This is a genomic window from Thalassomonas sp. RHCl1, assembly GCF_947387555.1.
Lineage (GTDB): Bacteria > Pseudomonadota > Gammaproteobacteria > Enterobacterales > Alteromonadaceae > Thalassomonas.
Window position 1 is genome coordinate 515,687 of sequence record NZ_CANDNZ010000001.1, and the last position, 25,089, is coordinate 540,775.

At 48.0% G+C, this 25,089-nt stretch carries 25 protein-coding genes; 11 read left to right on the plus strand and 14 right to left on the minus strand.

All coding sequences use genetic code 11. The features are described 5' to 3' along the window. Nucleotides 1-269: 269 nt before the first annotated feature. From QL234_RS02350 to QL234_RS02375, 6 genes are read left to right on the plus strand one after another with little or no spacing between them, the layout of a single operon-like run. Nucleotides 270-1,043, plus strand: coding sequence for a DUF3450 domain-containing protein (locus tag QL234_RS02350; RefSeq protein ID WP_281556249.1), 774 nt, complete (start codon nucleotides 270-272; stop codon nucleotides 1,041-1,043). Between the two features lie 21 nt (nucleotides 1,044-1,064). Continuing rightward, nucleotides 1,065-2,429 (plus strand): MotA/TolQ/ExbB proton channel family protein, encoded by a 1,365-nt coding sequence (locus QL234_RS02355; protein WP_281556250.1) that lies wholly within the window; start codon nucleotides 1,065-1,067, stop codon nucleotides 2,427-2,429. Nucleotides 2,430-2,432: 3 nt separating this feature from the next. Further along, a complete protein-coding gene (locus tag QL234_RS02360) occupies nucleotides 2,433-2,960 on the plus strand; it encodes a MotA/TolQ/ExbB proton channel family protein (protein WP_281556251.1) in 528 nt (175 codons plus the stop codon). A 54-nt stretch (nucleotides 2,961-3,014) separates the two neighbouring features. After that, nucleotides 3,015-3,428, plus strand: a complete 414-nt coding sequence (locus QL234_RS02365; RefSeq protein WP_044832241.1) for a biopolymer transporter ExbD — start codon at nucleotides 3,015-3,017, stop codon at nucleotides 3,426-3,428. A gap of 3 nt (nucleotides 3,429-3,431) precedes the next feature. After that, on the plus strand, nucleotides 3,432-4,037 hold the full coding sequence (locus tag QL234_RS02370; RefSeq protein WP_281556252.1) for an energy transducer TonB: 606 nt from the start codon (nucleotides 3,432-3,434) through the stop codon (nucleotides 4,035-4,037). Nucleotides 4,038-4,046: 9 nt separating this feature from the next. Continuing rightward, entirely contained in the window at nucleotides 4,047-5,360 is a 1,314-nt protein-coding gene (locus tag QL234_RS02375; protein WP_281556253.1) for a CDC27 family protein, read from the plus strand. A 19-nt stretch (nucleotides 5,361-5,379) separates the two neighbouring features. Here the strand turns inward: QL234_RS02375 and QL234_RS02380 are convergent, their stop codons facing one another. The 4 genes from QL234_RS02380 to QL234_RS02395 form a co-directional block, all read right to left on the minus strand. Next, nucleotides 5,380-7,014: a methyl-accepting chemotaxis protein gene (locus QL234_RS02380; protein ID WP_281556254.1), complete on the minus strand. Its 1,635-nt coding sequence runs from the start codon at nucleotides 7,012-7,014 to the stop codon at nucleotides 5,380-5,382. Between the two features lie 110 nt (nucleotides 7,015-7,124). Then, the gene (locus QL234_RS02385; protein ID WP_281556255.1) at nucleotides 7,125-7,832 is read right to left on the minus strand and encodes a transporter substrate-binding domain-containing protein; all 708 of its coding nucleotides are present in this window, start codon (nucleotides 7,830-7,832) and stop codon (nucleotides 7,125-7,127) included. A 179-nt stretch (nucleotides 7,833-8,011) separates the two neighbouring features. Continuing rightward, nucleotides 8,012-9,034: an MJ1255/VC2487 family glycosyltransferase gene (locus QL234_RS02390; RefSeq protein ID WP_281556256.1), complete on the minus strand. Its 1,023-nt coding sequence runs from the start codon at nucleotides 9,032-9,034 to the stop codon at nucleotides 8,012-8,014. A 32-nt stretch (nucleotides 9,035-9,066) separates the two neighbouring features. Further along, the gene (locus tag QL234_RS02395) at nucleotides 9,067-9,582 is read right to left on the minus strand and encodes a phosphatase PAP2 family protein (protein WP_281556257.1); all 516 of its coding nucleotides are present in this window, start codon (nucleotides 9,580-9,582) and stop codon (nucleotides 9,067-9,069) included. Nucleotides 9,583-10,242: 660 nt separating this feature from the next. Here QL234_RS02395 and QL234_RS02400 point away from each other — a divergent pair. Further along, nucleotides 10,243-11,061 (plus strand): mechanosensitive ion channel domain-containing protein, encoded by an 819-nt coding sequence (locus tag QL234_RS02400; protein WP_281556258.1) that lies wholly within the window; start codon nucleotides 10,243-10,245, stop codon nucleotides 11,059-11,061. A gap of 14 nt (nucleotides 11,062-11,075) precedes the next feature. Here the strand turns inward: QL234_RS02400 and QL234_RS02405 are convergent, their stop codons facing one another. After that, nucleotides 11,076-11,981 (minus strand): LysR family transcriptional regulator, encoded by a 906-nt coding sequence (locus tag QL234_RS02405; RefSeq protein ID WP_281556259.1) that lies wholly within the window; start codon nucleotides 11,979-11,981, stop codon nucleotides 11,076-11,078. Nucleotides 11,982-12,165: 184 nt separating this feature from the next. Between QL234_RS02405 and QL234_RS02410 the strand changes: the two genes are divergently transcribed. Next, entirely contained in the window at nucleotides 12,166-12,639 is a 474-nt protein-coding gene (locus QL234_RS02410; RefSeq protein WP_281556260.1) for a carboxymuconolactone decarboxylase family protein, read from the plus strand. A 59-nt stretch (nucleotides 12,640-12,698) separates the two neighbouring features. On the opposite strand, the gene QL234_RS02415 is transcribed toward QL234_RS02410, so the two are convergent. Continuing rightward, on the minus strand, nucleotides 12,699-13,082 hold the full coding sequence (locus tag QL234_RS02415; protein WP_281556261.1) for a VOC family protein: 384 nt from the start codon (nucleotides 13,080-13,082) through the stop codon (nucleotides 12,699-12,701). Between the two features lie 495 nt (nucleotides 13,083-13,577). Here QL234_RS02415 and QL234_RS02420 point away from each other — a divergent pair, with 495 nt between their 5' ends. From QL234_RS02420 to QL234_RS02430, 3 genes are all read left to right on the plus strand, one after another. Continuing rightward, nucleotides 13,578-14,480 (plus strand): DMT family transporter, encoded by a 903-nt coding sequence (locus QL234_RS02420; protein ID WP_281556262.1) that lies wholly within the window; start codon nucleotides 13,578-13,580, stop codon nucleotides 14,478-14,480. 101 nt (nucleotides 14,481-14,581) lie between these two features. Further along, nucleotides 14,582-15,148, plus strand: coding sequence for a hypothetical protein (locus QL234_RS02425; RefSeq protein WP_281556263.1), 567 nt, complete (start codon nucleotides 14,582-14,584; stop codon nucleotides 15,146-15,148). 392 nt (nucleotides 15,149-15,540) lie between these two features. After that, nucleotides 15,541-18,147, plus strand: a complete 2,607-nt coding sequence (locus tag QL234_RS02430) for a M9 family metallopeptidase (RefSeq protein ID WP_281556264.1) — start codon at nucleotides 15,541-15,543, stop codon at nucleotides 18,145-18,147. Between the two features lie 100 nt (nucleotides 18,148-18,247). Here the strand turns inward: QL234_RS02430 and QL234_RS02435 are convergent, their stop codons facing one another. The 8 genes from QL234_RS02435 to QL234_RS02470 all read right to left on the minus strand — a co-directional run bounded on the left by QL234_RS02435 (nucleotide 18,248) and on the right by QL234_RS02470 (nucleotide 25,041). Further along, a complete protein-coding gene (locus QL234_RS02435) occupies nucleotides 18,248-19,330 on the minus strand; it encodes a DNA alkylation repair protein (protein ID WP_281556265.1) in 1,083 nt (360 codons plus the stop codon). Nucleotides 19,331-19,448: 118 nt separating this feature from the next. Next, complete coding sequence (locus QL234_RS02440) at nucleotides 19,449-20,408, minus strand: lipase secretion chaperone (RefSeq protein ID WP_281556266.1); 960 nt, start codon at nucleotides 20,406-20,408, stop codon at nucleotides 19,449-19,451. 2 nt (nucleotides 20,409-20,410) lie between these two features. Continuing rightward, entirely contained in the window at nucleotides 20,411-21,331 is a 921-nt protein-coding gene (locus QL234_RS02445) for a triacylglycerol lipase (RefSeq protein ID WP_281556267.1), read from the minus strand. Nucleotides 21,332-21,506: 175 nt separating this feature from the next. Continuing rightward, nucleotides 21,507-21,713 (minus strand): DUF3565 domain-containing protein, encoded by a 207-nt coding sequence (locus tag QL234_RS02450; protein WP_281556268.1) that lies wholly within the window; start codon nucleotides 21,711-21,713, stop codon nucleotides 21,507-21,509. A gap of 26 nt (nucleotides 21,714-21,739) precedes the next feature. Further along, entirely contained in the window at nucleotides 21,740-22,438 is a 699-nt protein-coding gene (locus QL234_RS02455) for a response regulator (protein ID WP_044832258.1), read from the minus strand. An 80-nt stretch (nucleotides 22,439-22,518) separates the two neighbouring features. Next, a complete protein-coding gene (locus tag QL234_RS02460) occupies nucleotides 22,519-22,908 on the minus strand; it encodes a hypothetical protein (RefSeq protein WP_281556269.1) in 390 nt (129 codons plus the stop codon). Between the two features lie 158 nt (nucleotides 22,909-23,066). Next, nucleotides 23,067-24,533, minus strand: a complete 1,467-nt coding sequence (locus QL234_RS02465; RefSeq protein ID WP_281556270.1) for a hypothetical protein — start codon at nucleotides 24,531-24,533, stop codon at nucleotides 23,067-23,069. Then, entirely contained in the window at nucleotides 24,493-25,041 is a 549-nt protein-coding gene (locus QL234_RS02470) for a hypothetical protein (RefSeq protein ID WP_281556271.1), read from the minus strand. The genes QL234_RS02465 and QL234_RS02470 overlap by 41 nt, the downstream gene beginning before the upstream one ends. Nucleotides 25,042-25,089 lie beyond the last annotated feature (48 nt).

The window sequence follows — 25,089 nt, forward strand, 5'->3', positions numbered from 1 at the left end:
GGGTAAAATCTCTTCTCTGATTCACTTCAACAGCAAAGTTAAGGCACATAACTTTATGAGCTAAGAATTCGTGAGCTATCGGCGATACTTCGCCGTAAGAAAAAGTTAATGTATCCTTCATGGGCAAGTCATCCCTTGTTCATTTATTCCTTTATTTCATTAAGTTGCAATATTAGTGCAACTTAAGTGTCACAATTGCTGTTTACCATAGCTGGCAATTTCATAACCGAATATCAATTTTTTAGTATTAACTTTTATAAGGTTTTTATATGAACTTGTCCAAACTGGCGAAGGCTTGCGTATGCACCACACTTGCAACGCTGGCGTTGTCTACTCAGGCGCAGTCGGAAAATAACCAGCTTGATAATGTGGTTGCCCAGGGGCAGAAAATTAATCAATCCGCGAGTAAGTCCCAGCTGCGTGTTGATGCCCTTAACGACAAAACTCAGTCAAAATTACAACAATTTAAAACCGTTAATAAAGAAATCGATGGTTTGCAGGTTTATAACCAGCAAATGCAAACCCAGCTGGATAACCAGCTGGCGGAACTGGCGCAAATCAAAGAGTCGATGACCCAGGTCAGCATTATCGAGCGCCAGGTTTCTCCTTTGATGTCACGCATGATCACTACCCTGGAAAGTTTTGTTGAACTTGATGTGCCTTTTTTGCCCCAGGAGCGGGCACAAAGGCTTGCCGGTTTGAAGAAGATGATGGAGCGTGCCGATATCGCGGTAGCAGAAAAGTTTCGCCGGGTACTGGAAGCCTATCAGGTCGAGGTGGACTATGGCCGAACTATTGAAACCTACAGCGGTTTACTTGAGGTGGCGGGCAGCGAGCGTGATGTCGACTTTTTACGTATCGGCCGGGTGAGTTTTGTCTATCAAACCCGTGACGGCAATCACCTTGGCCTTTGGGATCAACAAAGCAAAAGCTGGCAGGAGTTGCCGGCAAAATACCGCACCGATATCAATAAAGCACTGCGTATTGCCCGTAAACAGCTGGCCCCTGATTTAATCATGGTGCCGCTGGATCTGGCTGAATAAGGGTAAACGGGAGTATCAACGATGAAAAAAATAATCAACACAGTATCCGGTTTATTACTGACCGTAACAACAAGCCTGAGTTATGCCCAGCAGGCGGCCAATTTAGACGAGCTGCTTAATCAGCTGGAACAGGGCAAGATTGCCCAGAGCGAACAAAATCAGCGAAGGGAAGCAGAGTTTAAAGCCAAACTCTCCCAACAGGATCAATTGTTAACCTCGGCGAAAAATACCCGGGATCAGCAAATCGCCCTGAGTAGCCGCCTGGAGCAGGATTTCCAGAACAATGAAATCAAACTGGCCAACCAAAGCGATGCCTTGAATAAACGCATGGGGGAGCTTAAGGAGCTGTTTGGTGTACTGCAGCAGGTCGCCGGTGATACCAAGAGCAAATTTCAAACTTCGGTAGTTTCTGCGCAAATTCCCGGACGTGATGTGTTTATGGATGAGTTGGCGAAAAGCATGGGCTCAAGCTCCAAGCTGGCGTCTATCGAAGAAATTGAACGTTTATGGTTTGAATTACAACGTGAAATGACCGAAAGCGGCAAAGTCGCCAAGTTTACCACCGAGATTGTATTGGCCAACGGCGAGCGCAAGCAAAGCGAAGTGACCCGGGTCGGCGGCTTTAACCTGCTAAGCCAGGGAAAATACCTGGAATATATCAATGAAACCGGCTCTATTGCCGAGCTTATCCGCCAACCTTCCGACCGTTACCTGGCTACTGCCGAGCAGGTCACTTTAGCGCCTGCTGCTATCACGCCTTTTGCCCTGGACCCTACCGGCGGCTCTATTCTAGGTCTGTTGGTACAGGCACCCGATACTCAGGAGCGCGTTGAGCAGGGCGGCCCGGTCGGTTATGTGATTTTAGCTATCGGCCTGGTGGGTTTGCTGATTGCGCTTGAACGTTTTATTACCTTGTTTATTGTCGGCTCTAAAGTCAGTCGCCAGTTAAAAGAAAAAACCGCATCCGACAACAATCCGCTTGGCCGGGTGATGTTGGTGAAAACGCAAAACCCGGACATAGACACGGAAACCCTGGAGTTAAAACTGTCTGAGTCAATCTTAAGAGAAGTACCGAAACTCTCCAGCCGGTTGACCCTGATTAAGATCATCTCGGTAGTGGCGCCGCTGATCGGTTTATTAGGTACGGTTACCGGTATGATCAATACCTTCCAGGCCATTACCCTGTTCGGCACCGGCGACCCTAAGCTGATGGCGGGCGGTATTTCCCAGGCGCTGGTCACTACGGTATTGGGTCTGGTGGTGGCCATTCCTATGGTGTTCCTATTTACCCTGCTACATACCCGCAGCCGTAACATCATCAATATCTTGCAGCAACAAAGCGCCGGCATTATTGCCGAGCGGGCAGAAGCGGAAAAAGGAGCATAAACCATGATCATGTTCATCGACATGATGAATGCCATCCGTGAGTTTATGGATACCGGCGGTCAGGTACTGACAGTGATCGCCATGGTTATTTTTGTGATGTGGTTGTTGATTTTTGAACGCCTGATGTTTGTGTTTTACGGCTACCGCAAGGTGAAAAAACAGCTGCAGCAAACCTGGTTTTCACGCAGTGAGCAGCATTCCTGGTATGCCGAGCAAATACGCACCGCCCTGGTGGCCCGGGGCAGTGCCAAGCTTAATCAAAACCTGCCGCTGATCCAGACCCTGGTGGTGTTGTGTCCCTTACTGGGATTGATGGGCACGGTAACCGGCATGATTGAAGTCTTTGATGTGATGGCGATTTCCGGTAGCGGTAATGCCCGTTCCATGGCGTCCGGGGTTTCCCGGGCGACGATCCCGACGATGGCAGGCATGGTGGCGTCATTATCCGGTGTATTTGCTTCAACCTGGTTACAGCGCACGGCAAAGCGGGAAACAGAACTGTTAGAGGATAGTATGCCGGTGGCTCACTAAGCCCTTAAGGGGGTGAGTAAGCACAGGTGATAAGTGAGATAAGGTGTAAAGATTATGCGTTCACAATTAAATAAAATGCTGCAGGAGCAGGAAGAAAACGAAGAAATCAACATGACCCCTATGTTGGATGTTGTATTTATCTTATTGATTTTCTTTATTGTTACCGCTTCTTTTGTCAAAGAAGCCGGTATTGAGGTGAATCGTCCGGAAGCGGCGACCGCAGTGAAAAAAGAGCGGGCCAATATCCTGGTGGCCATCAGTGATAAAGGCGAGATTTGGATCAACAAGCGCCGCATCGATATCCGTGCGGTCCAGGCCAATATCGAGCGCTTAAAGGCAGAAAACCCCCAGGGTACGGTTGTCATTCAGGCGGATAAAAAAGCCACCACAGATGTGTTGATCAAAGTAATGGACTCGGCCCGGGCTGCCGGGGTGTTTGATGTTTCCATTGCAGCGCAAGAGGCTTAATTCATGCGTTATATCACGGCAATCCTGCTGGCTTTAGGGGTAACTTTTTTGTTGCTGTGGGGAATGCAAACCCTGATCACCGGCGGCAATAACGCCCTGACCGAGCCGCCAAAAGGTAATGTGCTTGACTTTATCCGCCTGAAAAAAGAGCCCGATATCGTCAAGAAAGAGCGTAAACCGCAAAAGCCGCCCAAGCCGAAAGAGCCACCACCACCGATGGCACCGCCGCAGATGCAGCAGGCCAACCCTAATGCCTCGGCGGTAAGCAACAGCTTTAGCGCCGATATCCAGGCGGATATGAGCCTGGCGAAAGGGCTGAGTCTTGAAAGCGGCGACGGCGATTACCTGCCGATAGTCAAAGTCGCGCCGGTTTATCCGCGCCGTGCCCAGGCACGGGGGATCGAAGGTTTTGTGATTGTCGAGTTTACCGTCAGTAAAAACGGCTCGGTGATCAATCCTGTGGTGGTCCAGGCCCAGCCTGAGCATATTTTTGACCGGGCGGCGCTGGATGCGGCGGCTAAATTCAAATACAAACCCCGGGTAGTCGACGGAGTGGCGATGGAAGTTGCCGGGGTACAAAATAAAATCACGTTCCAGATAGACGGGTAGGAGATGGTAATGAACGTAAAAAATCATTTATTGATGCTGTTAACCGCCGGGGTTATGTTTACCGCGCCTGCGATCTCCGGTATTGCCGGGCAGGTACAGGCCGCTGAGCCGGTAGCTGCCAAGCAGAAAAAATCGGTGAAGGTGCCGGCGATGCGCGATAGGGTATACAGTCAACTGGCCCGGGCGCAAAAACTGGCGGATGAAGGCGACCGCGTATCGGGTTTTGCCGTGCTGGACAAGGTTAAAGATCGCCTCGACAGTTTAAACAGTTATGAAAAGGCGATGCTGTTTAATTTTTACGGTTTTATGCATTACGCCGGTGATGATATCCAGGCTGCCATTGCCAGTTTTGAGCAGGTGGTAAAAGAGCAGCAGATCCCCGAGTCTTTATTGCTCTCCACCAGTTACTCCCTGGCACAGCTCAATATGCAGCAAGAGAACTATGCCGGAGCCCTGGCCTGGCTGGAAAAATGGCAGGCAGCCAACAGCAAGCCGCTAACGGCAAACCAGCAAATTTTGCTGGCCCAGGTACATTTCCAGCTTAAGCAGTATCAAGGCGCCCTTGGTTATATCGAGCTGGCTATTGCCGGGACGGAAAATGCAGGCGATATTCCGAAAGAAAACTGGCTGGTATTACAAAGGGCGGCTTATTATGAGCTGGGCCAAAGCGATAAAGTCACCTTAGTCATGGAAGCCCTGGTGCGCTATTACGATAAGGCCGAATACTGGCTGCAACTTGGCGGCATGTACGGTGAAACCGGGCAGGAAAAGAAACAACTGGCGGTGATGGAAGCCGCCTGGCAAGCCGGTTACGTGGCTAAATCCAGCGATATTATCTCCCTGGCACAACTTTACCTTTATCATGGCGTGCCTTATAAAGCAGCGAAATTGCTTGATGAGGCAATTGAAAAAGGCGATGTCATTGCCCAAACCCAATACCTGGATTTGTTGGCACAAGCCTATATGCAGGCTAAAGAAGATAAAAAAGCCATTCCTGTGCTGAAAAAAGCGGCGGAGATTGCCGATAACGGCAAGTTTGATGAAAAGCTGGCCCAGACTTATTTGAACCTGGAGTTATGGCCACAAGCGATAACCAGTGCGGAAAAAGCCCTTGAACGGGGCCAGTTAAGCCAGGAAAGTAATATGTACCTGGTATTGGGCATGGCGCAGTTTAATCAGCAAAATTATGACCAGGCGATCCTGGCACTGCAAAGTGCGCAGAATGTTGCTGAAAAATCCGGGCAAAGCCAGAAAATGGCGAAACAATGGCTGGCCTATGTTAAGCGGGAAAAAGGCCAGCAAATGAAGCTGGCAAAACTTTAATCCTGTCTGCCGGGCTGTGTTAATCAAGCTTAAAGCGGGTTACCGAATCGCTTAAGGTGGTGGCGAGCTGCATAGTGCTGCTCGCCATTTCGCCGTTTTCCTGGGCGCATTCATGGTTGCCCCGGGTATGATCCGATAAAATGGTCAGGTTTTTACTGACATCTTCGGTAACCTGGCTTTGCTGCTCGGTTGCCGAGGCGGTTTGCGCGGCGACATCGGCCACCCGCATGGCAGCGGCACTGATGTCGTCTAAAGCGGTTAACGTTTTTTGTGACAGCTCCACGGTCGACTGGGTGGCGGCATTGCCGGTATTAATGGACTGGACGGCTTCATTGACCCCGTTTTGTAAGGCTTCTATCATTTTTTGAATATCTTCGGTACTTTGCTGGGTTTTACTGGCAAGATTGCGTACTTCGTCCGCTACCACGGCAAAACCCCGGCCCTGCTCTCCGGCACGGGCTGCTTCAATGGCGGCATTTAAGGCTAATAAATTGGTTTGCTCTGCGATGCCGCGGATCACCCCAAGCACAGAAGCAATATCGGTGGAATTTTCCGAGAGTTTTAATATTACCTGGGTGGCATTGGCGACGGTCTCAGATAAAGCGGTGATCTCTGCTACTGTGGTTTGTGTGACCTGTTTGCCTTCATGGGTCAGATCATTGACTTGTTGGATTTCCCCGGCGGTTTTCTGGGCATTTTCGGCAACCTCCTTGATGGCGTATGACATCTGGTTAACGGCGGTGACTATCATTTCCACCGACTCTAGCTGGTGCAAACTTGTTTCTTTGATATTGCCGGCGCCCTTATCCAGCTGATCGACTCCCGTGATCACCTGGGAAGACTGTCCGACGATAGACTTTATCAGCTGTGCCAGGCCATTGATTAGTTCGTCAAAGTCATCGGCCACCAGGCCTATTTCATCTTTTCGGTCGCTGTTGATGCGTTTGGTCAGGTCGCCGTCCCCCTGATTCAGTCCCTTAAGCTCAGAGGACAAATGCTCCAGGGCGTCTGCCATGGCTTTGGGGGCAATAATACCGGCGGTTAAAGTAAAGATAATGACGATCGAGCTGATGATCAGCAGGGCATTTTGCTGGCTGTCTACGGATGTGATGGTGTCTTCACTTAAGGTCAGGCTTTTCTCATCGGCAAGTTCCCCGGCAATGTTGTAAAAGTCCCTGAGGCTATCAAAGGCCTGCTTCGAGCCAGTTTCACTTTGTTTTCTTGCCGCATCGCTCTGGCCCTGGTTGACTAAAGTGAATACCTTGCCCGACTCCTGCTTCCATTGGCGGTAAGTGGCATCAAAGCGGCTGAGTTTAGCCAGTATATCCGGATACATAGATAGCAGCTGCTTGTATTTTGCCATGCGGTCACCGGCTTGTTTGGCATTTTCCTGATAGGATTCGAACTGCTTGCCTGCCAAGTCACTGCCGGGTGTTGTCACCAGTATTTGCAGCTCGGCGACACGGGCCTGATAAAGGTCCCGGTCGGCGTTGATAACGGCAGAAATGGCGGGATTAAAATTCTGCCCCAACAACACCATGACTTTTTCGGTTTTTGCCACCAGTAAAAAATTCATGGTGACCAGGATGATAAAAAATGCGGCGATACTGCAGAAAGTGGCGGTATAACGTACCCGGATACTACTAAAATTCATGTGACAACCTAAAATGCGGCCGTTGATTGATCAACTATAGCTCAGGAGCCGTGTTTTCGAAAATCTGGGCCGGGTACTGTCAAATTTTTGCAAGGGAGAAACCGGAACGTCTAAAACACTAAGATGTTATTGATCACTTCACTGGGGATATTTTGTTTGCTGCGCAGGCGGGTTTGCCACTTTAGGGCGATTGCTTTGAGTTCGCCGCTTTGCTGCAGCCGTGAAAATGCCTGTTGCCACCTGTGCAGCAAATCAGGGGAAGTTCCCGTTTTTGACATCAGAATATAAACATCCGATTGATTGGCGACGTATACCGACTCAAATACTTGCCGGTCCAGTTTGAGGCTGGTGGTTAAATGCAACAATCCCTGCAGTTCATATAATATCGAACTAACCCTGCCGGTTAATAACCGCCTGATATTTTGTTCATGGCTTGCAACTGCCGAGAGATTGTTAAATCCCTGCTCGGCCAGCCATTCTTCCCTGACATCGCCGCGCACGACGCCAATGGAAGGCAAGGCTTTAAGCTGATCCAGGCTCTCTATTTTCAGCTGATTTTTCTTTAAAGAAATGACATGCCACTTTTTGGTTTGCACTTGCCCAATCCAGTGAAATAAGTGCTCTCTTTTCGGGGTTCTTGAAAAACTAAACAATAAAATGTTGGCTTTTTGCCTGGCAAGGCGTAAGGCACGCACTTCGGGGATAAACTCTATTTGGGTGCTGTCATCGAGTTTCTTTTGCATGGCTTGGATGATGTTTGTGGCAAATCCGTCGGGCTCGTCCCAGGGGGTGAGATAATTAGCCGGTGGTTCGATCACTGATATGATCCTGAGGTTTTCGGCAGTTATTTTGCCTGAAAAAAATAGCATTAAAAGGACAAGTACCAGTTTCATCTTTACTGACGGGATGTTATTAGGCTCTTTATCTAGCATAGCAGGGAAGCAGTTGCTTCACCCGCTGTGCAGAGGATGCCCGGAGCCTTCCTGACTGAGTTAAGCTAATCTGTTGCCGGCCAGATTTGTTCGACTAAACTTGTCGGCGGCTGCCAGTCGCCTGAGGCAATCCAGCTGGCCAGGGCCTTGGCAACATCGGGTAAATGGCGGGGCTGGCAAGGTTTCAGCCGGGTTAACCAGTGCTCGATAGTGTCACCGTCCAAAGTGTGCATGACTCGGGCATACCCGAGTTTTTCCAGGCTCATGGCATTGGATAATTGCTCCATCTGTCCCTGGATGGGTTTTGTCAGTATCGGTAAGCCCAGGTGCAGGCATTCGCTGATCAGTTCAAAACCTGAGTTGCAGATCACGCCGCGGGCCTTGGTGAGATCATGTTTGAAACCGGCATAGCAGGTTTTCCTTTGTTTGACATTGGCCAGGGTTTTATCCTCAAGCTCGGGGGAGTAGAGGATAAATTCCTGGCCGCTAAATTGGCTCAGTAACCGGGTGACATCTTGCTGATCTTCAAAGGGCAGGTAAACCAGGATGCTGCCGTCTTGCTCGCCCGGGAGCAGTGTGGTGTCTATGATGGGGGGAAAAATGGTGTCATCAAAGGGATACCAGTGCAGGCCGGCGCTGATGCTGGCGGGGGCAAAGTATTTCATGACCATTTTGGCGATCGGGTTGGCTCCGGCCACCGGGGTCTTGTCGCCAAAGGCATACTGGTGGCCTATGCCGATCACGGTTTTATTCCTGAGTTTGCCGGCCCAGGCGGTGACAGGTTCGAAATCCGTGATAATGACATCATAAGGTTCCAGATCTAAGGCATAGATATCCCGGATAAAACGCGCCAGGTTATTATTCACCGCGGTTGCGGCATAATTTACCTTGCCGCGGTTGGTGACAAAGGTTAAGCCCTGACGGTGCTGAAAATCGCCGAACACTTCCATATCGAACAAATCTTCTTTTGCCCTGCCGGAAACCAAATAGGTGACATCAATATTTTGTTGTTTCAGGTATTTTGCCATGATGCGGCAGCGGGAAATATGTCCGTTGCCGGTTGCCTGTATGCCATAAAGTACTTTCATGCTTTGCCTTGGCTAATGGTTAAAGTTAAGGATCAGAATAACTGGCTTACCCCAAGCGCCAGAGTGCTGCCTAAGCAGGCGCCGGCGAGTATATCCGAAGGAAAATGCACCCCTAAGATCACACGTGAGCAGCCGACGGCAAAAGCCCACAGATATAGGGGCAGGGCGATCATCCCCAGGTAACCCAGGGCAATGCCGGCCAGTAAAAAAGCTGCCATGGTATGGCCGGACGGAAAGCTGAACTGGTCGGCCGGGGCGACAACACTGGTGAAATGGGCCACCACCTGTGGCGGGCGCCGGCGTTTCAGGGTGTTTTTTAGTATCAGGTATAACGGTCTTTCGATGCTAAAAGCAATTAAAATCAGGGACATAAATTGCCAGCCATCGTCGGGATATAACAGAGAGTAAACCAGGGGCAGGCTTAATTGCAAATAGCCGTCGCCGCTGCGGGAGACACCGCGGACGAAAGTGATGAATTGCGGATAAAACCGGGATTTCTGACACCATAATAACATGCGTAAATCATATTGATACAAGTCACTTAACATAGCCCTGCCTCCAATGCAGTCTCATTATTGACGAGCATAGAAGCAGCAGTTGACAGTTAAGTGACAGTGAGGTGTCTCTTTAATGACAATTAAGGATAAGTGCCGGTGCCATTATCGGCCGGGGAGGGAGCACTGTGGATATTTTACTGCAAAGGCTTGCGGATCGTCTTGATAGGCGCGAATACAGCTAGGGCAGATACAGCTCTTATCAGTTTGCTGCGGCAACAATCGCAGTAAGCCTTCAGGGATTTCGGCGCTGAAACACCAGCAATGATGGTCTGTCTGTGCCTGGCAAAAATTGTTGTTAAGGCAAAAGGGGCACTGCCTGGTATTTGCTGTTTGCATCATAGAATAAATTTTGTAGTTGCCTGTTTGATGTTATAAAATTCAACGCTATATTTTATATTGTAAATCAAGTGGCTATAAAGTTCTCTTTAGTGAAAATTTCAAATCAGGGCTATTGCTGATCTGCGGTTGCTATCCTGGGTAAGATATGTTGAGCGCAGCGTAAATGAAAGTTCCATTTACGCTGTCAGGATATGAGCAGGGAAAAATAACTCAGGTTGTTCTGAAATGGAGCTGCTGTTAAGGGGCCTGGCGGCGTAAGTGCCACTTTTTTAACGTTAATTCTTAATAATCATTATATTGTGAGTAATAAATATGTTTGAGTTACCTGAAATGGATACCCTGATGGACAGTTATGTCTTGCCCTGGGGTATCAATATTGTGATGGCCCTGGTGATTTTTATTCTTGGTCGTCTGCTGGTGAAATTTATCGTCAGTCTGACCGGTAAGGTTTTTGCCCGGTCGAAAATGGATGACATGCTGAGTAATTTTCTGCTGGTGATCCTCAACACCGTGTTATTGCTCTTTGTGGTGGTGGCCGCCCTGGATCAGTTAGGAGTAGATACCACTTCTCTGGTAGCCCTGGTGGGTGCCGCAGGTCTTGCCATCGGCTTGTCTTTGCAGGGCTCGCTGCAAAATTTTGCTGCCGGGGTCATGTTGCTGGTGTTTAAACCTTTCAGGGCCGGGGATTTTGTTGAAACCGCAGGTATCTCAGGCATAGTGGAAGAAATTCATATCTTTACCACGACCATTTGCACCACGGACAATAAAGAAGTGATAGTGCCTAACGGCGATATCTACGGCGGCAATATTGTGAACTACTCCGCCAAAGAAACCCGCAGGGTGGATATGGTCTTTGGCATAGGTTACGGCGATGATTTGAAAAAAGCCAAAGCGGTCCTTAACGATATTGTTAACAGCCACCCCCTGGTTTTGGCAGAGCCCGCGCCGACGGTTGCCCTGTCTGAGTTAGCCGACAGCAGCGTAAACTTTGTGGTGCGTCCCTGGGTGAAAACCGCAGATTACTGGACCGTGATGTTTGAAATCACGGAAACGGTGAAATTGCGCTTTGATCAGGAAGCCATTTCTATTCCTTTCCCGCAAATGGATCTCCATATGCCGAAAAGTGCTTAATACCTGTGCTAAGCTCAGCTGGCCAGACGGCCGGGCAGATGCTCGACAATAAAATCAATCAACAATCTCAGCAGCGGATTCGGATATTTACTGCCCTTATACAGGGCATAGATATCCCCGCAGTGCTGGTCATCAACAACCGTTTGCCACTCTGGCAGGCAGAGCTGCAATTGTTGTTCGGCCAGGACGTCAAACAACATCCAGTTTGCCAGCTGCACTATGCCTAAACCTTGCAGGGCCGCCTGTAATAAAGGGCTGCCGCCTTTAGTGCTGAAATTGCCGTTAACAGCAACCTTAGTGAGCTGTTTGTCCTTACAAAACTGCCAGTAGTTTTTTTGCCTGTGTCTGTCCAGCAGCAGGCAGTTGTGGCGGCTTAAGTCCTCGGGTACTTGCGGCTGGCCATATTGTTTAAGATATTGAGGGGCAGCGCATAGCTGCATCTTAGTTTTCAGCAATAATCTGCCTTTGAGGCCGGAGTCGACTGGATTGCCTATCCTGATGGCCAAATCAACATTTTCGCTTAGCAGGTCCACCGGTTTGTTGTCCAGATCCAGGATGATGTTTACTTTAGGATAAGTTTTCAGGAAGTCCGCCAATATCGGGGTCAAGTGCAGGCGGCCAAAACTCTCGAATACCGAAATTTTCAGCTCCCCCTTGGCTTCAACAAGTTCCGGTTTTAAAGCCGCCGTCAGGGCATCGGCATCCTGAATTAATTTTTCGGCTCCTTCAATAAACTGCAGACCTTCGGCCGTGAGGCTCAGTTGCCGGGTACTGCGGTTAAGCAAGTTGACCCCGAGCAGCAATTCCAGCTTATCTATCTTGCGGCTGATGGAGGAAGGGGCCATATTCAGCAGCAAACTGGCTTTGGAAAAGCTGCCAGCTTCGATCACTTTAATAAAAATTCGGCTTAACTCCAGCATAAGCATCCTCGCCTTTGTGATGAAATAGTTGCCGCCGGAGGCGGTTGAGTGCTTTCTTGTGTTTGTTTTAAATTATTTTTGCAAAATATGCAAAGCTGTTTTGGTTTTGAAGGGGATTCTAGCGAATGTCGCAATGGGTAACAATGCGCTTGATTGTTATCGCTTGTCAGTAAAAGGAAATAAAATGGAAGAAAGAATCTCTTATCAGCAAGTGCCCGGTGAGCTTATCGGCGCTATGATGCAAATTGAAAGCTATTTAAAGCAAAGCGGCCTTGATGAAAAGTTGCTGAATTTAATGCGTTATTACGTTTCGCAATTAAACGGCTGCGCCTATTGTCTTGATATGCACTTTAAAGAAGCCTTTGCCGGGGGAGAAGAGGATGTGCGCCTGCATTCGGTGGCCGCCTGGCGCGAGACCGACTATTACAGTGACCGGGAGCAGGCAGTGCTGGCCTGGGCGGAAACCGTGACCAAACTCGATAAAAATCCCGGGCAGCAAACGCTGGAGTTTGATGAGCTCAGGCAATATTTTTCACTCGAGCAAATTGCCCAGCTGACTTTGGCCATCACCCAGATAAATTCCTGGAACCGTTTGGTGAAAGCGTTTCACTTCAGGCCCGGGCGGTATCAGGCGGCTCGGGACAAGCTAGAGCATTGAGCATCCCTGGCGGGCTGTTTCACAGCCTGGAGTTGCCGGCGGGTATAGGGGCTTGCCGGCTACCTTTGGTATAACTCCAGCGGCAGGTCATCCGGATCGCTGAAAAAAGTGTATTTTTTGCCGGTATACTCATCCACCCTGACCGGCTCGGTTTCGATGCCGTATTTTGCCAGATGCTGAATAAAGGCCTGGATATCATCCAGGGCAAAGGCTAAGTGCCTTAATCCCCGGGCTTCCGGGTAGCTGGGCCTTACCGGTGCATTTTTAAAAGAGAACAATTCTATCTGGCTGCCGTCGGGTAATTGCAGGTCCAGCTTATAGGAATCCCGCTGCTGGCGGTAATTTTCGGCGAGAACTTTTAACCCTAAAATCTCAGTATAAAAATGTTTGGATTTTTCATAATCGCTGCAGATGATGGCAACATGATGCAGGCCGGTCAGCATAGGCAAGCTCCTGGGTTTTTCGGGTAAAAGTGTAAGTGAAAATACAGTGGAGGTACGTGTGTTTTTTCATTTTTATCATAGGCTTTTTTTGTCCGGCAGAAAACCGGTTTTTGGTTTTTATGACGGCGTTTTATGATGTTTTTATGAATTGAGGGTTTATTGTTTTTTTCCTGTTGACTCGACTCAAGCTTAAGGGCAAGATGTTGGGGTAAAATAAACAAGATTATTAATTAAAATACTGCGCCAACTAGTTACCATGAACTTTATGCTCTTATCGTCACAACCGAACCAGGTCTGCCTGAATATTACCAATAATGGTAATGTCCAATGGCAGAATTGCTCTGTGGCGGGAAGAAAGTGCTAATCTAGTTAGCCAACCCCAAGCCGCAGCAAGTAAAACTGCGGTGTTTGTCCTTTCTCTTTAAATTCCGCAACTTTTCTTACTGCACCTTTACCGTGTCTTAATGTGTTCAACTAAGGAAAAGGAAAAATAACATGTCAGTACCAGCCGCATATTTTGCCGTTGTATTAATCTGGTCTACAACACCTTTGGGAATCGTCTGGAGCAGCGAAACTGTCAGTCCCACCATAGCGGTACTGATGCGCATGGTGATTGCCGCGGTTTTAGGACTCGCCTTGCTCAAATTTAAAGGGATGTCGGTACCGGGTAATAAGCAGGCGATGAAGGTTTATTGGTTTTCGGCGCTCGGTATTTTTGGCGGTATGCTGTTTTCTTATATGGCGGCGGCTTATATCAGCTCGGGTATGATGTCGCTTATTTTTGGCTTATCACCGGTTTTTTCCGGTTTGCTGGCGCAAAAAATCCTTAACGAAGCAAAGTTCAGCCGTACGCGTAAATTGGCTATGCTGGTTTCTTTATCCGGCCTGGCCCTGGTGTGCTCGGATAACCTGTCGATGACGGAGCAAAATCCGTTGGGATTGATCTTTATCTTGTTGGCGGTATTTTTCTTTAGCCTGAGTGCGGTGCTGGTAAAAAGCGTGAAAGTGGCGATTCACCCGATGGCGACTACCGTGGGGGCTTTGCTGGTTTCGATTCCTTTGTTTTTGCTTGCCTGGCTGGTGCTGGACGGTACTATGCCGGTGCACGAATGGCAGGCGAGATCTTTGTGGGCGATCCTTTATCTGGGCGTGTTTGGCTCCCTGATAGGTTTTGTCGCTTATTATTATGTGTTGCAAAAATTAAGCGCCAGTACCGTTACCTTGATTACCATGATAACGCCGGTGATCGCTTTATCCATAGGGGCTTATCTCAATAATGAAACCGTGAGTACCAACCTGATCATCGGGGCGGTATTTGTGATGTCGGGTTTGGCAATATATAACTGGGGAGAAAAGCTGCTTCCGGGTAAGCGCCTGCCCGGCACGGCGCAAGAATAAAAAGTTCGGAGAAAAACAAACTTTTTTCCCCGGCTTACGACTTAGTAGTTATCAGTTAATTTATTAGCGGATAAAACTAGCAACCAAGTCGGGGAAGAGACATGAAACGATTAAATAAAAAAGTACCGGTGATCTTGTTATTAACGTTAGGGCTCACTGCGGCCTTAACCGGTTATAGCCAGGCGGGGCAGGAAACAGATACGGGTTATAGCCTTAATTTATTAAAAGATTGCCAGCTGGTAAAAACCTTGCCGATGACTCCTGAGTTGATAACGCTTCATCAGGAGTTACAGCAGCAAGAAACCCTGATGACTTCCCTGGAATTACCGATAAATGCTATTTCAGCAAAAATTGATGATTATTCTCAACAAATTGAACAGCTGAGCGTGCTGGCGGTACAAGAGGATGAAAATAACCTGCATATAGATAAGAGTTATCTAGCGCAGCAGCAAGTTGCTGTTGATGCCTTAAATCAATTAATTGCCGAGCATCAGCAGGATTTTGATGCCCTGGAACAGCAAGGCCATCAAATCAGCAAAATTGCCCATGATTTTGAAAGGGAAATGAAAACCGTCACTCAAGGTTTTGATTATGATCATATCCGGATCAGCTCTCCAGGCAATGATCATAGTGCAACCGGCTGTGAGCAAAGCGCTAATTTTTTATAAACGAATACTTTTCTTGCCGGAGTAAGCAAAATCTCGCTTGCTCCGTTTTCAACACCGGGGATCTTTTCGCGGATCCTTTCATTATTTTTCTTCGCTGTTTTTCTTTTTTGTAAGCCTTTGAAAATTAATTTTTTATTACCGGAAGGTTTCATTACGTCGTATTAATACGAAAAAATGTCGCCATTCTATTAGCTAAATATACAATATACATTATTCTTTATGTCGTGATTGCGTTCATACTTGGCTGCTGTTTATATACCTGTTCAGGGTTATTGCTATGCTTGCTCAGGTTTAAATGCCCGTCTGTCGCTGATATCACATTAAATAGAAGGAAGTTAACAACTAAAACTAAAACAGCTGCCGCCAAACGGCAGCAATAAAGGAAAATAACAATGAAAATGAAAAGGACGGTTACCCTGATTTCGATGGCGATGCTATCGGCGAGTTATTCGGTTTCGGCAAATGCTGCACATAACGAACATGCGGCGGTTGAGGCACACATCAAAGGCGGACATTCAAGCCATATTCACCATGGGAAAATCCCCCAACATTTACTTGAGCAGGCTCCCGGAACCGGGTTGAGTGCTGAGACTAAGGTTTCAAGATCTGATTTGCGACAAAGGAAAAGGCCGGTATTGTCAAAGCAAAGCAGCATCAGCAATAAATCACTTAACAGCGTTAGTCTGCAAGCGGATGAGCCGGCCATTGCCGCTTGTGATGTCACCGCACAAGGCTTGGCTGCGGTATCGGGTAAAGCCAGGAATGATCTGTTAAAAAGCAGCACCGACTTTGACTGTCTGGAAGACGAGTTATGGGGCGTGCAGCAAGACGTTTTACATTCCCTGTTTAATGAAGCGGCGATGATCGAAATTGCCCGGGAAGCGCAGGCGTTGACGGCGAGCTATCAGGGAGATAACAGCAATAAAATTGCCAACTTTGTGCTTTTCCTGCGGGTCGGTACCTGGGCGCAATGGGGCAATGCCGATGTCATCGGTGAATACACCAGTGCCTTTAACAATGCCGCCTTCGGCTTTTTAGATGCTTTTGCTGCCAACAGCCATTTTTATCAAACCAGTGAAGCCCATGGCGAGATTTTACGGGAAGTGATCACCCTGATGGGAGGCACGGACTTTAGTATCCGTTATCTGCCCCAGGCGATCAGCTGGTTAGGCCGTTACAGCAAAGACTGGGGTTATTATATGCAGGGCAGTTTCACCAGCGTGCTGACCTTGATTTATCGCGGTAATTTTGATGTCAATTTCAGGGATGCGGTTGAAGCAGATCCTACTGTGGTTAATGAGTTGGATGATTTCCTGAAAACGCATACCGACCTTATCGGTCATGACAAGGAATACCAGTTTAATGATGCCGCCATGGAGTTATCGCGCTTTTTAACTTATGGCGGGCAAACCTATGAGTCTGTCAAGGTATTGGTTAAGGCTTTTCTTGATAAGTACAGCGTAACCGGCACTGGTTCGGCTGCCTGGTTAAGAATGGCAAACATGGTAGATTATGCCGATGCGGATAACTGCAACTATTACGGCATTTGTAATTTTAAAGAAGATCTGATGGCTCAGGTATTACCTATTACCCATAATTGCAGCAGCAGTTTACGTGTCAGGGCGCAGGACTTGACCAATGGCCAGTTGCAGGAAATTTGTAGCGACCTGAGTGCCCAGGAAACTTATTTCCACCAGAAGTTAAAGACCAACAATACCCCGGTACCCGATGATAACAACAGCACCTTGGAACTGGTGATTTACGACAGCAGCAGTGACTATAAGCAGTATTCCGGTGTCTTGTTCGGCCACAGTACCGATAACGGCGGGATTTACCTGGAAGGGGATCCGTCCCAGGTCGGTAATATTCCGCGCTTTTTTGCCTATGAAGCGGAATGGATGCTGCCGGAATTTTCCGTGTGGAACCTGACCCATGAATATGTCCATTACCTGGACGGGCGCTTTGATCTTTACGGCGATTTCGCCACCGGCAATGCCCACGATACCGTATGGTGGTCGGAAGGTCTGGCGGAATATATTTCGAAAAAAGACCGCAATGACGATGCCGTGGCCCAGGCCCGGGATAAAACCCACAGCCTAAGCCAGCTATTGCGCACGGATTATAATGACAGCTCAAGTCAAATATATGACTGGGGTTACCTGGCGGTACGCTTTATGTTCGAGGAGAAAGCTGCGGATGTCGATACTATGCTCACTCATGTCAGAAGCGGTGACTATGCCAGCTATGATACCTGGTTAGACAATATCAACAGCCGTTACGACAGCCAATTCTCCAGCTGGCTGGAAACGGTACAAAGCACAGACGGTGAAGAGCCTCCTACGGGAGGGGATGTGCTCAATAACGGTGACCGCCGCACCATCAGTTCAGATGGCAGTGAGCAGCCGGCGTTTAGTTTTGAGCTGGACTCTGGCGCCAGCAATGTTGAAATCAGCATCAGCGGCGGCACCGGCGATGCGGATTTATATGTCAGACACGGTAGTGCGCCGACTCTTGACGATTATGACTATCGTCCGTGGGAAAACGGCAACAATGAAACCGTTAATATTGCCACTCCTGCGTCCGGCCAGTGGTTTATTATGGTGAATCCGTACAACCCTTTCAGTGGTGTTGAGTTGAGTGTCAACTGGCAGCAAAGTGCCCCCGGTGTTCCGGATGCCTGTTTAAGCCAGTCGCCGGTAAGTAGCGGTGAATTGTTTGATGCCACCCCTGTGTGTCTGGAGCAGGGTACCCGGTATGTCTATTTCTGGGCCGACGGCAGTGAAAGTTCGGTGACCATCGGCTCGGCCCATGGTGCAGGCGATATCAGCCTCTATCACAGCAGCGGTAACTGGCCAAGTGAACAGGATCACCACAATGCTTCTGCCACTGCCGGCAGCAATGAAGAGCAAATTGTTGTCAACGCTCCCGCGCGTGGCTGGCACTATATCAAGGCCACAGGGCAAGGCAGTGGTGTTAGCTTACAGCTCAGTATGAACTAGTTATCTTAAGTGTTAACTTGTGCTAATCAACTCAGCCTGCCGCCGTTATGGGGCAGGCTGAGTTTTATTTTATTGCTTGTTGTTAATTGTGCTAAGCAGATCAGGCCGCCGTCAGGGTAAATTCTCCCGCGGCTAATTCCTGGCCGTTGATAATGACCGCCATACCATGTACCCCGGGGTAATGTTTCCTGGTGGATATCGCTTTAAAGGACTGCTCCCGGGTGATGTCTTTTTGCCGGGCATTGTAATCGGCTTCGGCAATTTTAAAGATCTTTCTCGCCTGTTTGCCGTTGCTTTTCATATAATCTATCGCATATTCGATGCGTAACTTGCCCAGGGCCTGCGCCTTTGTCGCCAGGGTAAAGGAAAAGCTTAGCCGCTCTCCCATGGCCACCTGCTTTTGTACCTTAAGGGAGGTGACTTGTATTGCTTTGGGTGGTGCAAAACCAAACAAGGTTAAAATCTCCGGCTCGGCCTTTTTCAGCAGGGTGCGGCAGGCATGTTTGACTAAGCGGTCGGTATTTTCCGTTTGCCCGAACCAGTTTTTGGCTATTCCGGTTACCAGCTTTGGGTGATCTTTGGCAACATCATTGAGGTTATTGGCAACACTGCGCCTGACATATTCACTGGGATCGTCTTTCAGCACTTCCAGTATCGGCAACAGCGGCGAGGGATCTTGTTTAAAGTCCGGCAAGGCCATGGCCCAGGGCAGGCGCGGGCGACAGCCTTCGCTGGCCAGGCGCCTGAGGTGTTCATTGTCCATTCTCGCCCACAGCGCCATTTGCGCCATCATCTGGCGCGGATATTTGATGATAAAAGGTCGCACCGCAAACTCGCTGCTGGCAAATTCGGTAAAATGCGCCAGTGCCGGAATCGAAGCGACATAATCTTCCTGGCCGTACAGCTCAACATAAGCCGGTAAAAACATATACTCAAAGCCGCTGCGCTCGACCTTGATTTGCTTGAGCAATACCAGGTTATGATGATAAGGCCCGGGCAACAGCTGATGCAGGCTGTGGGCAATATGGTTCATGCGCGCTTTTAATTCTTTTTGCTGCCAGGCGGCATCAAAAATCAGCTGCTGGAATTTTTCGCTATCAAAGTCCGGGTAGATTGCCGTCAGTTGCTGTGTTAAAGCAGCGATAAATTCCTGTGTATATACGTTTTTCAGTAGTTCGGCCATAGTGATGATAAGTTTGCTGCAAAGAGAAGGGGCATGTTAGCAAAGGCTACTGACAGCATGTGTCAGTAGCCTTTGCTAAAAATGCTTTTTGTTTTCGCTTTTGTGCTTTACCCCGGAATCAGGGCGTTGTTAACAACTCAGGATGTTTTAAAAATACCTTAAGCCGTTTCAACTCGTTGTCGCTAAAATGCTGCAAGCGGTAGCTTTCAAGCTCTAGGTTATAGCTTTCCTTATCGAGATGGCCGATGGCGGCGATTTTTTGCTGGTAGCTCCTGACTTTTTGCTGCCATAAGCGGTTTTTTTCCCGGGCCACGCGGATCTTTGCTGAGACTTCGGGAGCTAAGGTTAGATTCTGCTCTTTTTCCCCGGTTAACAGCCGGGTAATTTTTCTGGCCGTCAGGGTTGGCTGCAGTGGCGCCAGCTCTTCGGGGTCAAGCTGGCTGAGTTGGTGCTCAATCAGCATTTGCCGCTGCTCTTTATCCAAACTGGTATCCTGGCGGATAGCAACACGCTCCAGGGTTTGCCGGTTATAGTTTTTTTCATGGGCGAAAAATGCCCTGATCTCCGGTTCAGAAAAATACTGGCTTTGCAGATCGTAGACTTGCTGTAAAAACATCCTGCTTTCAATGAGATCTATTTCCCTGTCCACCGCAGGTACATTTTCTTTTAGGGCAAACATGGCGCTAAGGTATTGGCGGTAGCGGTGAAACAGGGCCTGCAGGTTTTCACCGGCATCCGGGGTTAAGTTAAGCCTGTTGGTTAATGCTTGTAGCAAGCTCTCCAGGTTTTTTCCCGACATCTGATGCTGGTGGATAATATCGTCAAATTGGTAACGTAAGGCTAAGTTTAAGGTTAACTGTGCCTTGAGGAAGGTATCCGGCTCGCTGGTTTCACTTGGCAATACATTATTTTCCGGTTTATCTTTGAAGGTTTTTTCCTCCTCTGCCGGAGGCAAAAGCGTTTCTGCGTCCTGCTCTGATGTTAAAGCAGGGAAGTTGCTTACCTGCTGCAGCTTGAGCAAGCTCAGGCCAAACAGCAGCAGGGAAATCGCGGCCAAAGCCGCGAGTATTTTTTTCATGCTTATAAACCCGCTTGTTTTAAACGGTTAGCATGCTGGCGGTATAAGGTTACCGGGTCGGTTTCAAACCAGCTGGTTAAGCCAAAGGCCTGGTTCACTTCATCCAGGTGATTCATATAATAATCATCCTTGATCACTTTCCCCAGGTGAGAGCTGCATGAAGACACCAGGCCGTCATTTTTCTCATCAAAAACCAGGCTGGTAAGTTGCAGGGCGTAATCCAGCGGATCCACCAGGTGAGTGAAAGGCTGGGCGCCTGACCAGGAATAGTAATGAACGCCGTTGCCGGCAACTTTCTCTCCGTCTCCGCAATAGCTGCTTGGCATGCCTTCGGGATACTGGCTGTTAAACGCGATTGAGCCCGGAGTGGTTAACGATTCTGTCATTGCCAGGCTGTCTTCCGGTAATACTTCCCCTTCGCTCAGGCCGGTGATCACATGGGCGAGGGCGTTAAGTCCCTGGCGAATCAGATCTTCGGTAACAGAGTCTTCCTCAACCAGACCCCGCATGACATCGGCGAAGCGGCTGCCCCAGTTGACGCCGCCCACTGAAGTTACCGAAGCGACCAGTTCAGGGCTGACACTGGCGACATATCTTGCGGTAGGACCGCCATGGCTATGGCCTATGATATTGACTTTTTCCGCGCCGCTGTCGAGCAATACCGCCTGGATATAAGTGCGTAATTGCTCTCCCCTGAACTCGGTAGAGTTGGCGGGGGAAACCTGCGCCAGGTAAACCCGGCCTCCTTCTTCCCTTAAGGCCTGGGGGATGCCGTAGAAATAATCTATGCCCCAGATATCATCAAAGCCAAAAATACCGTGAACAAAAACAAATGGATACTTAGTGGCAGCGCTATTGCCCGCCTGAGCGTTTCCTATAACAGACAGCAAAGACATCATAAGAATTATTATACTTTTTTTCATATCTTCTCCCTGGATACCGGTTGATTGTTTTATGGTCGAATTGTTTAAAATTCGATCTATTAGTAATCTGGTCTAACCATTTAGGCAAGAAGTTTTTGCTTTTTTGTCTTGTATTTAGCTTTTTTCGTGAATTTTAACGACAGATGTGACCAGCTGTCATCAAAGGAGAGTTGTATTATTTTGTGTCTTTGGGGGCGCCGATAAGGCACTTTTTACAGTGCAAAGCGTAACCTAACATTTTTTTCCGTCCCTGTTCGGTGGTGACCCAAGGACGGCTCTGCCAGGGGGGCTGGTGGCGCACATGCTGGAAGTGGCCGCAGCTTAACTGCGCCACCCAGTGCTGTTCGTTATCGAGATGGTAACCGGTAATTTCCTGTTCCATAAATTACCGCTTGTAAGGTTTTATGATCACAGCGCCAATAAATAACCGACATTGCGCACGGTTTTGATAATTTTCGGCTCTTTGGGGTCGTCGTTGAGTTTTTTACGGATACGGGAAATACGCAAATCTATCGATCTGTCTATGCCGTCATAGGGCAAGCGGAAGATTTGCTGGTGTAATTCTTCCCGTTTGATGATAGTGCCGACGTTTTTTGCCAGCAGCCACAACAGATCGAATTCGGCGCTGGATAACAGTACCTGTTCGTTATTGTTGGTTACCGTGCGTTTGGTGGCGTCAAGTTTGATTTGCTGGCCATAGCAAAAGATGCCGTTTTCCTGGGATGTTTGCTGGATCGTACTCTGGCGGCGTAATTGCGAGCGGATATGGGCAAGCAATACCCTGGGTTTTACCGGCTTGGCCAGGTAATCATCGGCGCCGACTTCAAGTCCGGTGACTTCATCGATATCATCCCCCAGGGCGGTCAACATAATGATGGCGCCGTTAAAATCAGGACGGATATTTTTGCATATGGTCAGGCCGTCTATGCCCGGCAGCATCAGATCCAGGATAATGACATCGGGACGAAATTCTTCAATGGCTTCAAGGACATTTTCGCCATGATGTAAACATTTGACGGTAAAACCATTGGAGCTGAGGTAGGCGCTGATCAGCTCGGTTAATTCAATATCGTCGTCGATTAAAAGTACGTTGTAATTGCCTGCCATGGTAAAGCTTATATTCCTTAAAAATTGCAAAGGTGGAGTAAAAGGGGGCATTTAAGTGGCAATATTAGCAAATAATGCCCCTAAGATGCGAGTTTATTAATTACGGTAACGGAGGAAAATGCCTGTGGCAGATCAAAATCCAGCCATTTTTTATGGGGGCGGCGTCGGCAGAAATCTTCTTTGATGCGCTCCAGTTTCAGTTGGTTGTTGTACCAAACCTGTTTGAAATATTTTTCTGTGGTGCAGCCATTGGACATCAGCTGGATACTCAGGGTATTTCCCTGGTAATTAATGCCGTAAATAGTTTCTTGTTTTGTCAGCGCTTTTTTCTGTGGTTCGTTGTCAGTATTTTGGTCCTGAATAACCGCTTGCTGCTCGTTAGCACTGTTTTTAGTGCCGGCGTTGCCGGTTAGGCTACAGCTCAGCAGGGCTGTGGAAAGAAAAAACAGGGCAAAGATATTTTTTTTCATGATGATTTCACCTGATAACTATATATTCATATTTAACTGCGATAACGGCATTTTTGCCAGCGATGCTTTGTGTGAATTATGTAGCGCTATGTATCGGCTTGTAGCCTGTTGTCCCCGGCCGTTTTTACGCTTTGTTTCAGTTTCTGCTCCGGGTTTGCTTAAAACTGGTAGCTGAGAAACGCTTCTATCCGCTGCCAGTCATCCTTGCCTGACTGCCGGTTTTTATTGTTGCGGCTTATATGGCCGTTAATACCCAGGGCCAGGTTTTCTGTTAACGGGTATTGCAGGGTAGCGGCAATAGATTGTTTATATTCACGGCCCCAGTTAACCAGGGAAGGATCGTCGATCTCGTACATTAATCTATGGTAATTCACCGTGATAAAGCCGGTTAAGCCAAAAAGTGGTCCCGGGGGCAAGGCATAATTTAAACGGGCGTAAAAAGTTTGTTCATCATAGTTGTTATAAACATCCCGGGCATTATTTTGCAGATAGCGGCTGCCAAGATGAAGTTTCAGCATAGGGTTGAAGTTCAGAGAATATTCCAGGGCGACACTTGCCAGTTGGCTATCGTGAAAATCATATAAACCTTGGTAGCTTTTTTTCCCTTTTGTTACCGCCAGGGTCAGGCGGTTTTTATTTATCGGCATAGAGGCGGATAACATCAGCTTATCTTCATCAAGCAGCTGTTTGTTATCATAATAATGGCCGCGATGGCTGAAGTTGAAGTTAAATAACCATAAGCTGTCACTGAGCAAATTGAAGCCGGTATCGAGCTTTAGCTGGCGGTAACTAAGCTTTTTGTTTTGATCTATCACTTGATTATCCAGGCCTTTTTTTTGCCCTTGTTTTTGGTAATAAGAAAACTGATTACGCCAGCTAAATAATAATGGCGTGGCAAACAGCCGTAGCTTTTTGTCATGGCGGTAATAGTGTTTAAATTTTACTTTTTGGGCGTGATATCTGCTTTGCTTTTTCTCCCGGGCGGTGCTCGTTTCGATAATGTAATTGCTGTCTTCTACCGGGAAGGATTTTTCAGGGTAAACAGCATCATAATAGCTGCTGCTGTCGTAAGCTGTGTTTAGTTCGGGTTGATTACCCGGACTAAACCCTGAAGGGTCAACAACCTCTATGTAATAATCTACCGGGAAACGGGAGCTAAAGGCTTCAATACCGGCATAAGTGCTGAGCTGGGTAGTAAAAAGATGTGAAGCCCTTTGTTTTTTCTCTTTTTTCTTAATAAGTTGTTTTAACGCTGCTAATGTTTTTCTCTCGTTTGTGCTTAAATTCAGTGTTGCTATATGGGCGGCGATATCGCTTGCCAGGTGAAAGTCATTTAAGTTTATGTAATTAAAGGCTAATTCTATATTGATGCGCTTATGGTTTCCGTGCTGTTTTTTAAGCGGGGTCAGCAGCTCAAGCGCCTGGTGATATTGATTGTTTTTCCGCAAAGAAATTGCCTGTTTAAGTAACTCTGCGCTGGAGTTTTCCTTTGCCAGAAGCTGGGGAGGTGTCAGTAAAAACACGGTTAAAGGCAATAGTAATGCCGGGGTTTGCTTTTTCGGCTGGCAAAAGACCGGAAATATATCAGTAATAGTTGTCAGTATCGCTTGCTTGATCTTCAACAAGGTCGTCACTCCACACATCAAGGTTATCTTCAAAATCCATTAAGTCGCTGTTATCTAAGCTGTTAATTAAATTCTCCTGTTCACCGGCGATACCTGCACCAAATGCTTCGGCTGACTTGCCCTGTACTTCTGCGGGCTCTGCTGCCTCCAGCCATTCACCTGTCGGCTCTTCTGTCATTAAAGGGGGGAATTGCACTTGCTCAAAATTGTCCAGGGCAGACATTTGTTCGAGATCGGAAAGTTCCTGCTCCCAGTCATCGATTGGCTCAGGAGCTAAGGCTTCATTGTTTGTCCCCTGTTCGACTTCAAATAATTCGTTTTCCAGATCCAGGGCTAAGTTATCCAGGCTGGTTAATATTTCACTGTCTGTTTTTTCATCGCCTTGCTGGTATGAGTGTGGGGCGCTAATATCATCACTTGCCTGATGTTCAGCTGTTTCCCGGCCGGCCAGGGTAAAACTGGCCAGGAGTAACAAGCATGAAAATGTCGCAAGTGTTTTATATATCATGGCTAATACGGTTATCCGCTACAGGTCGGTAAAAATAATGGCACGGGC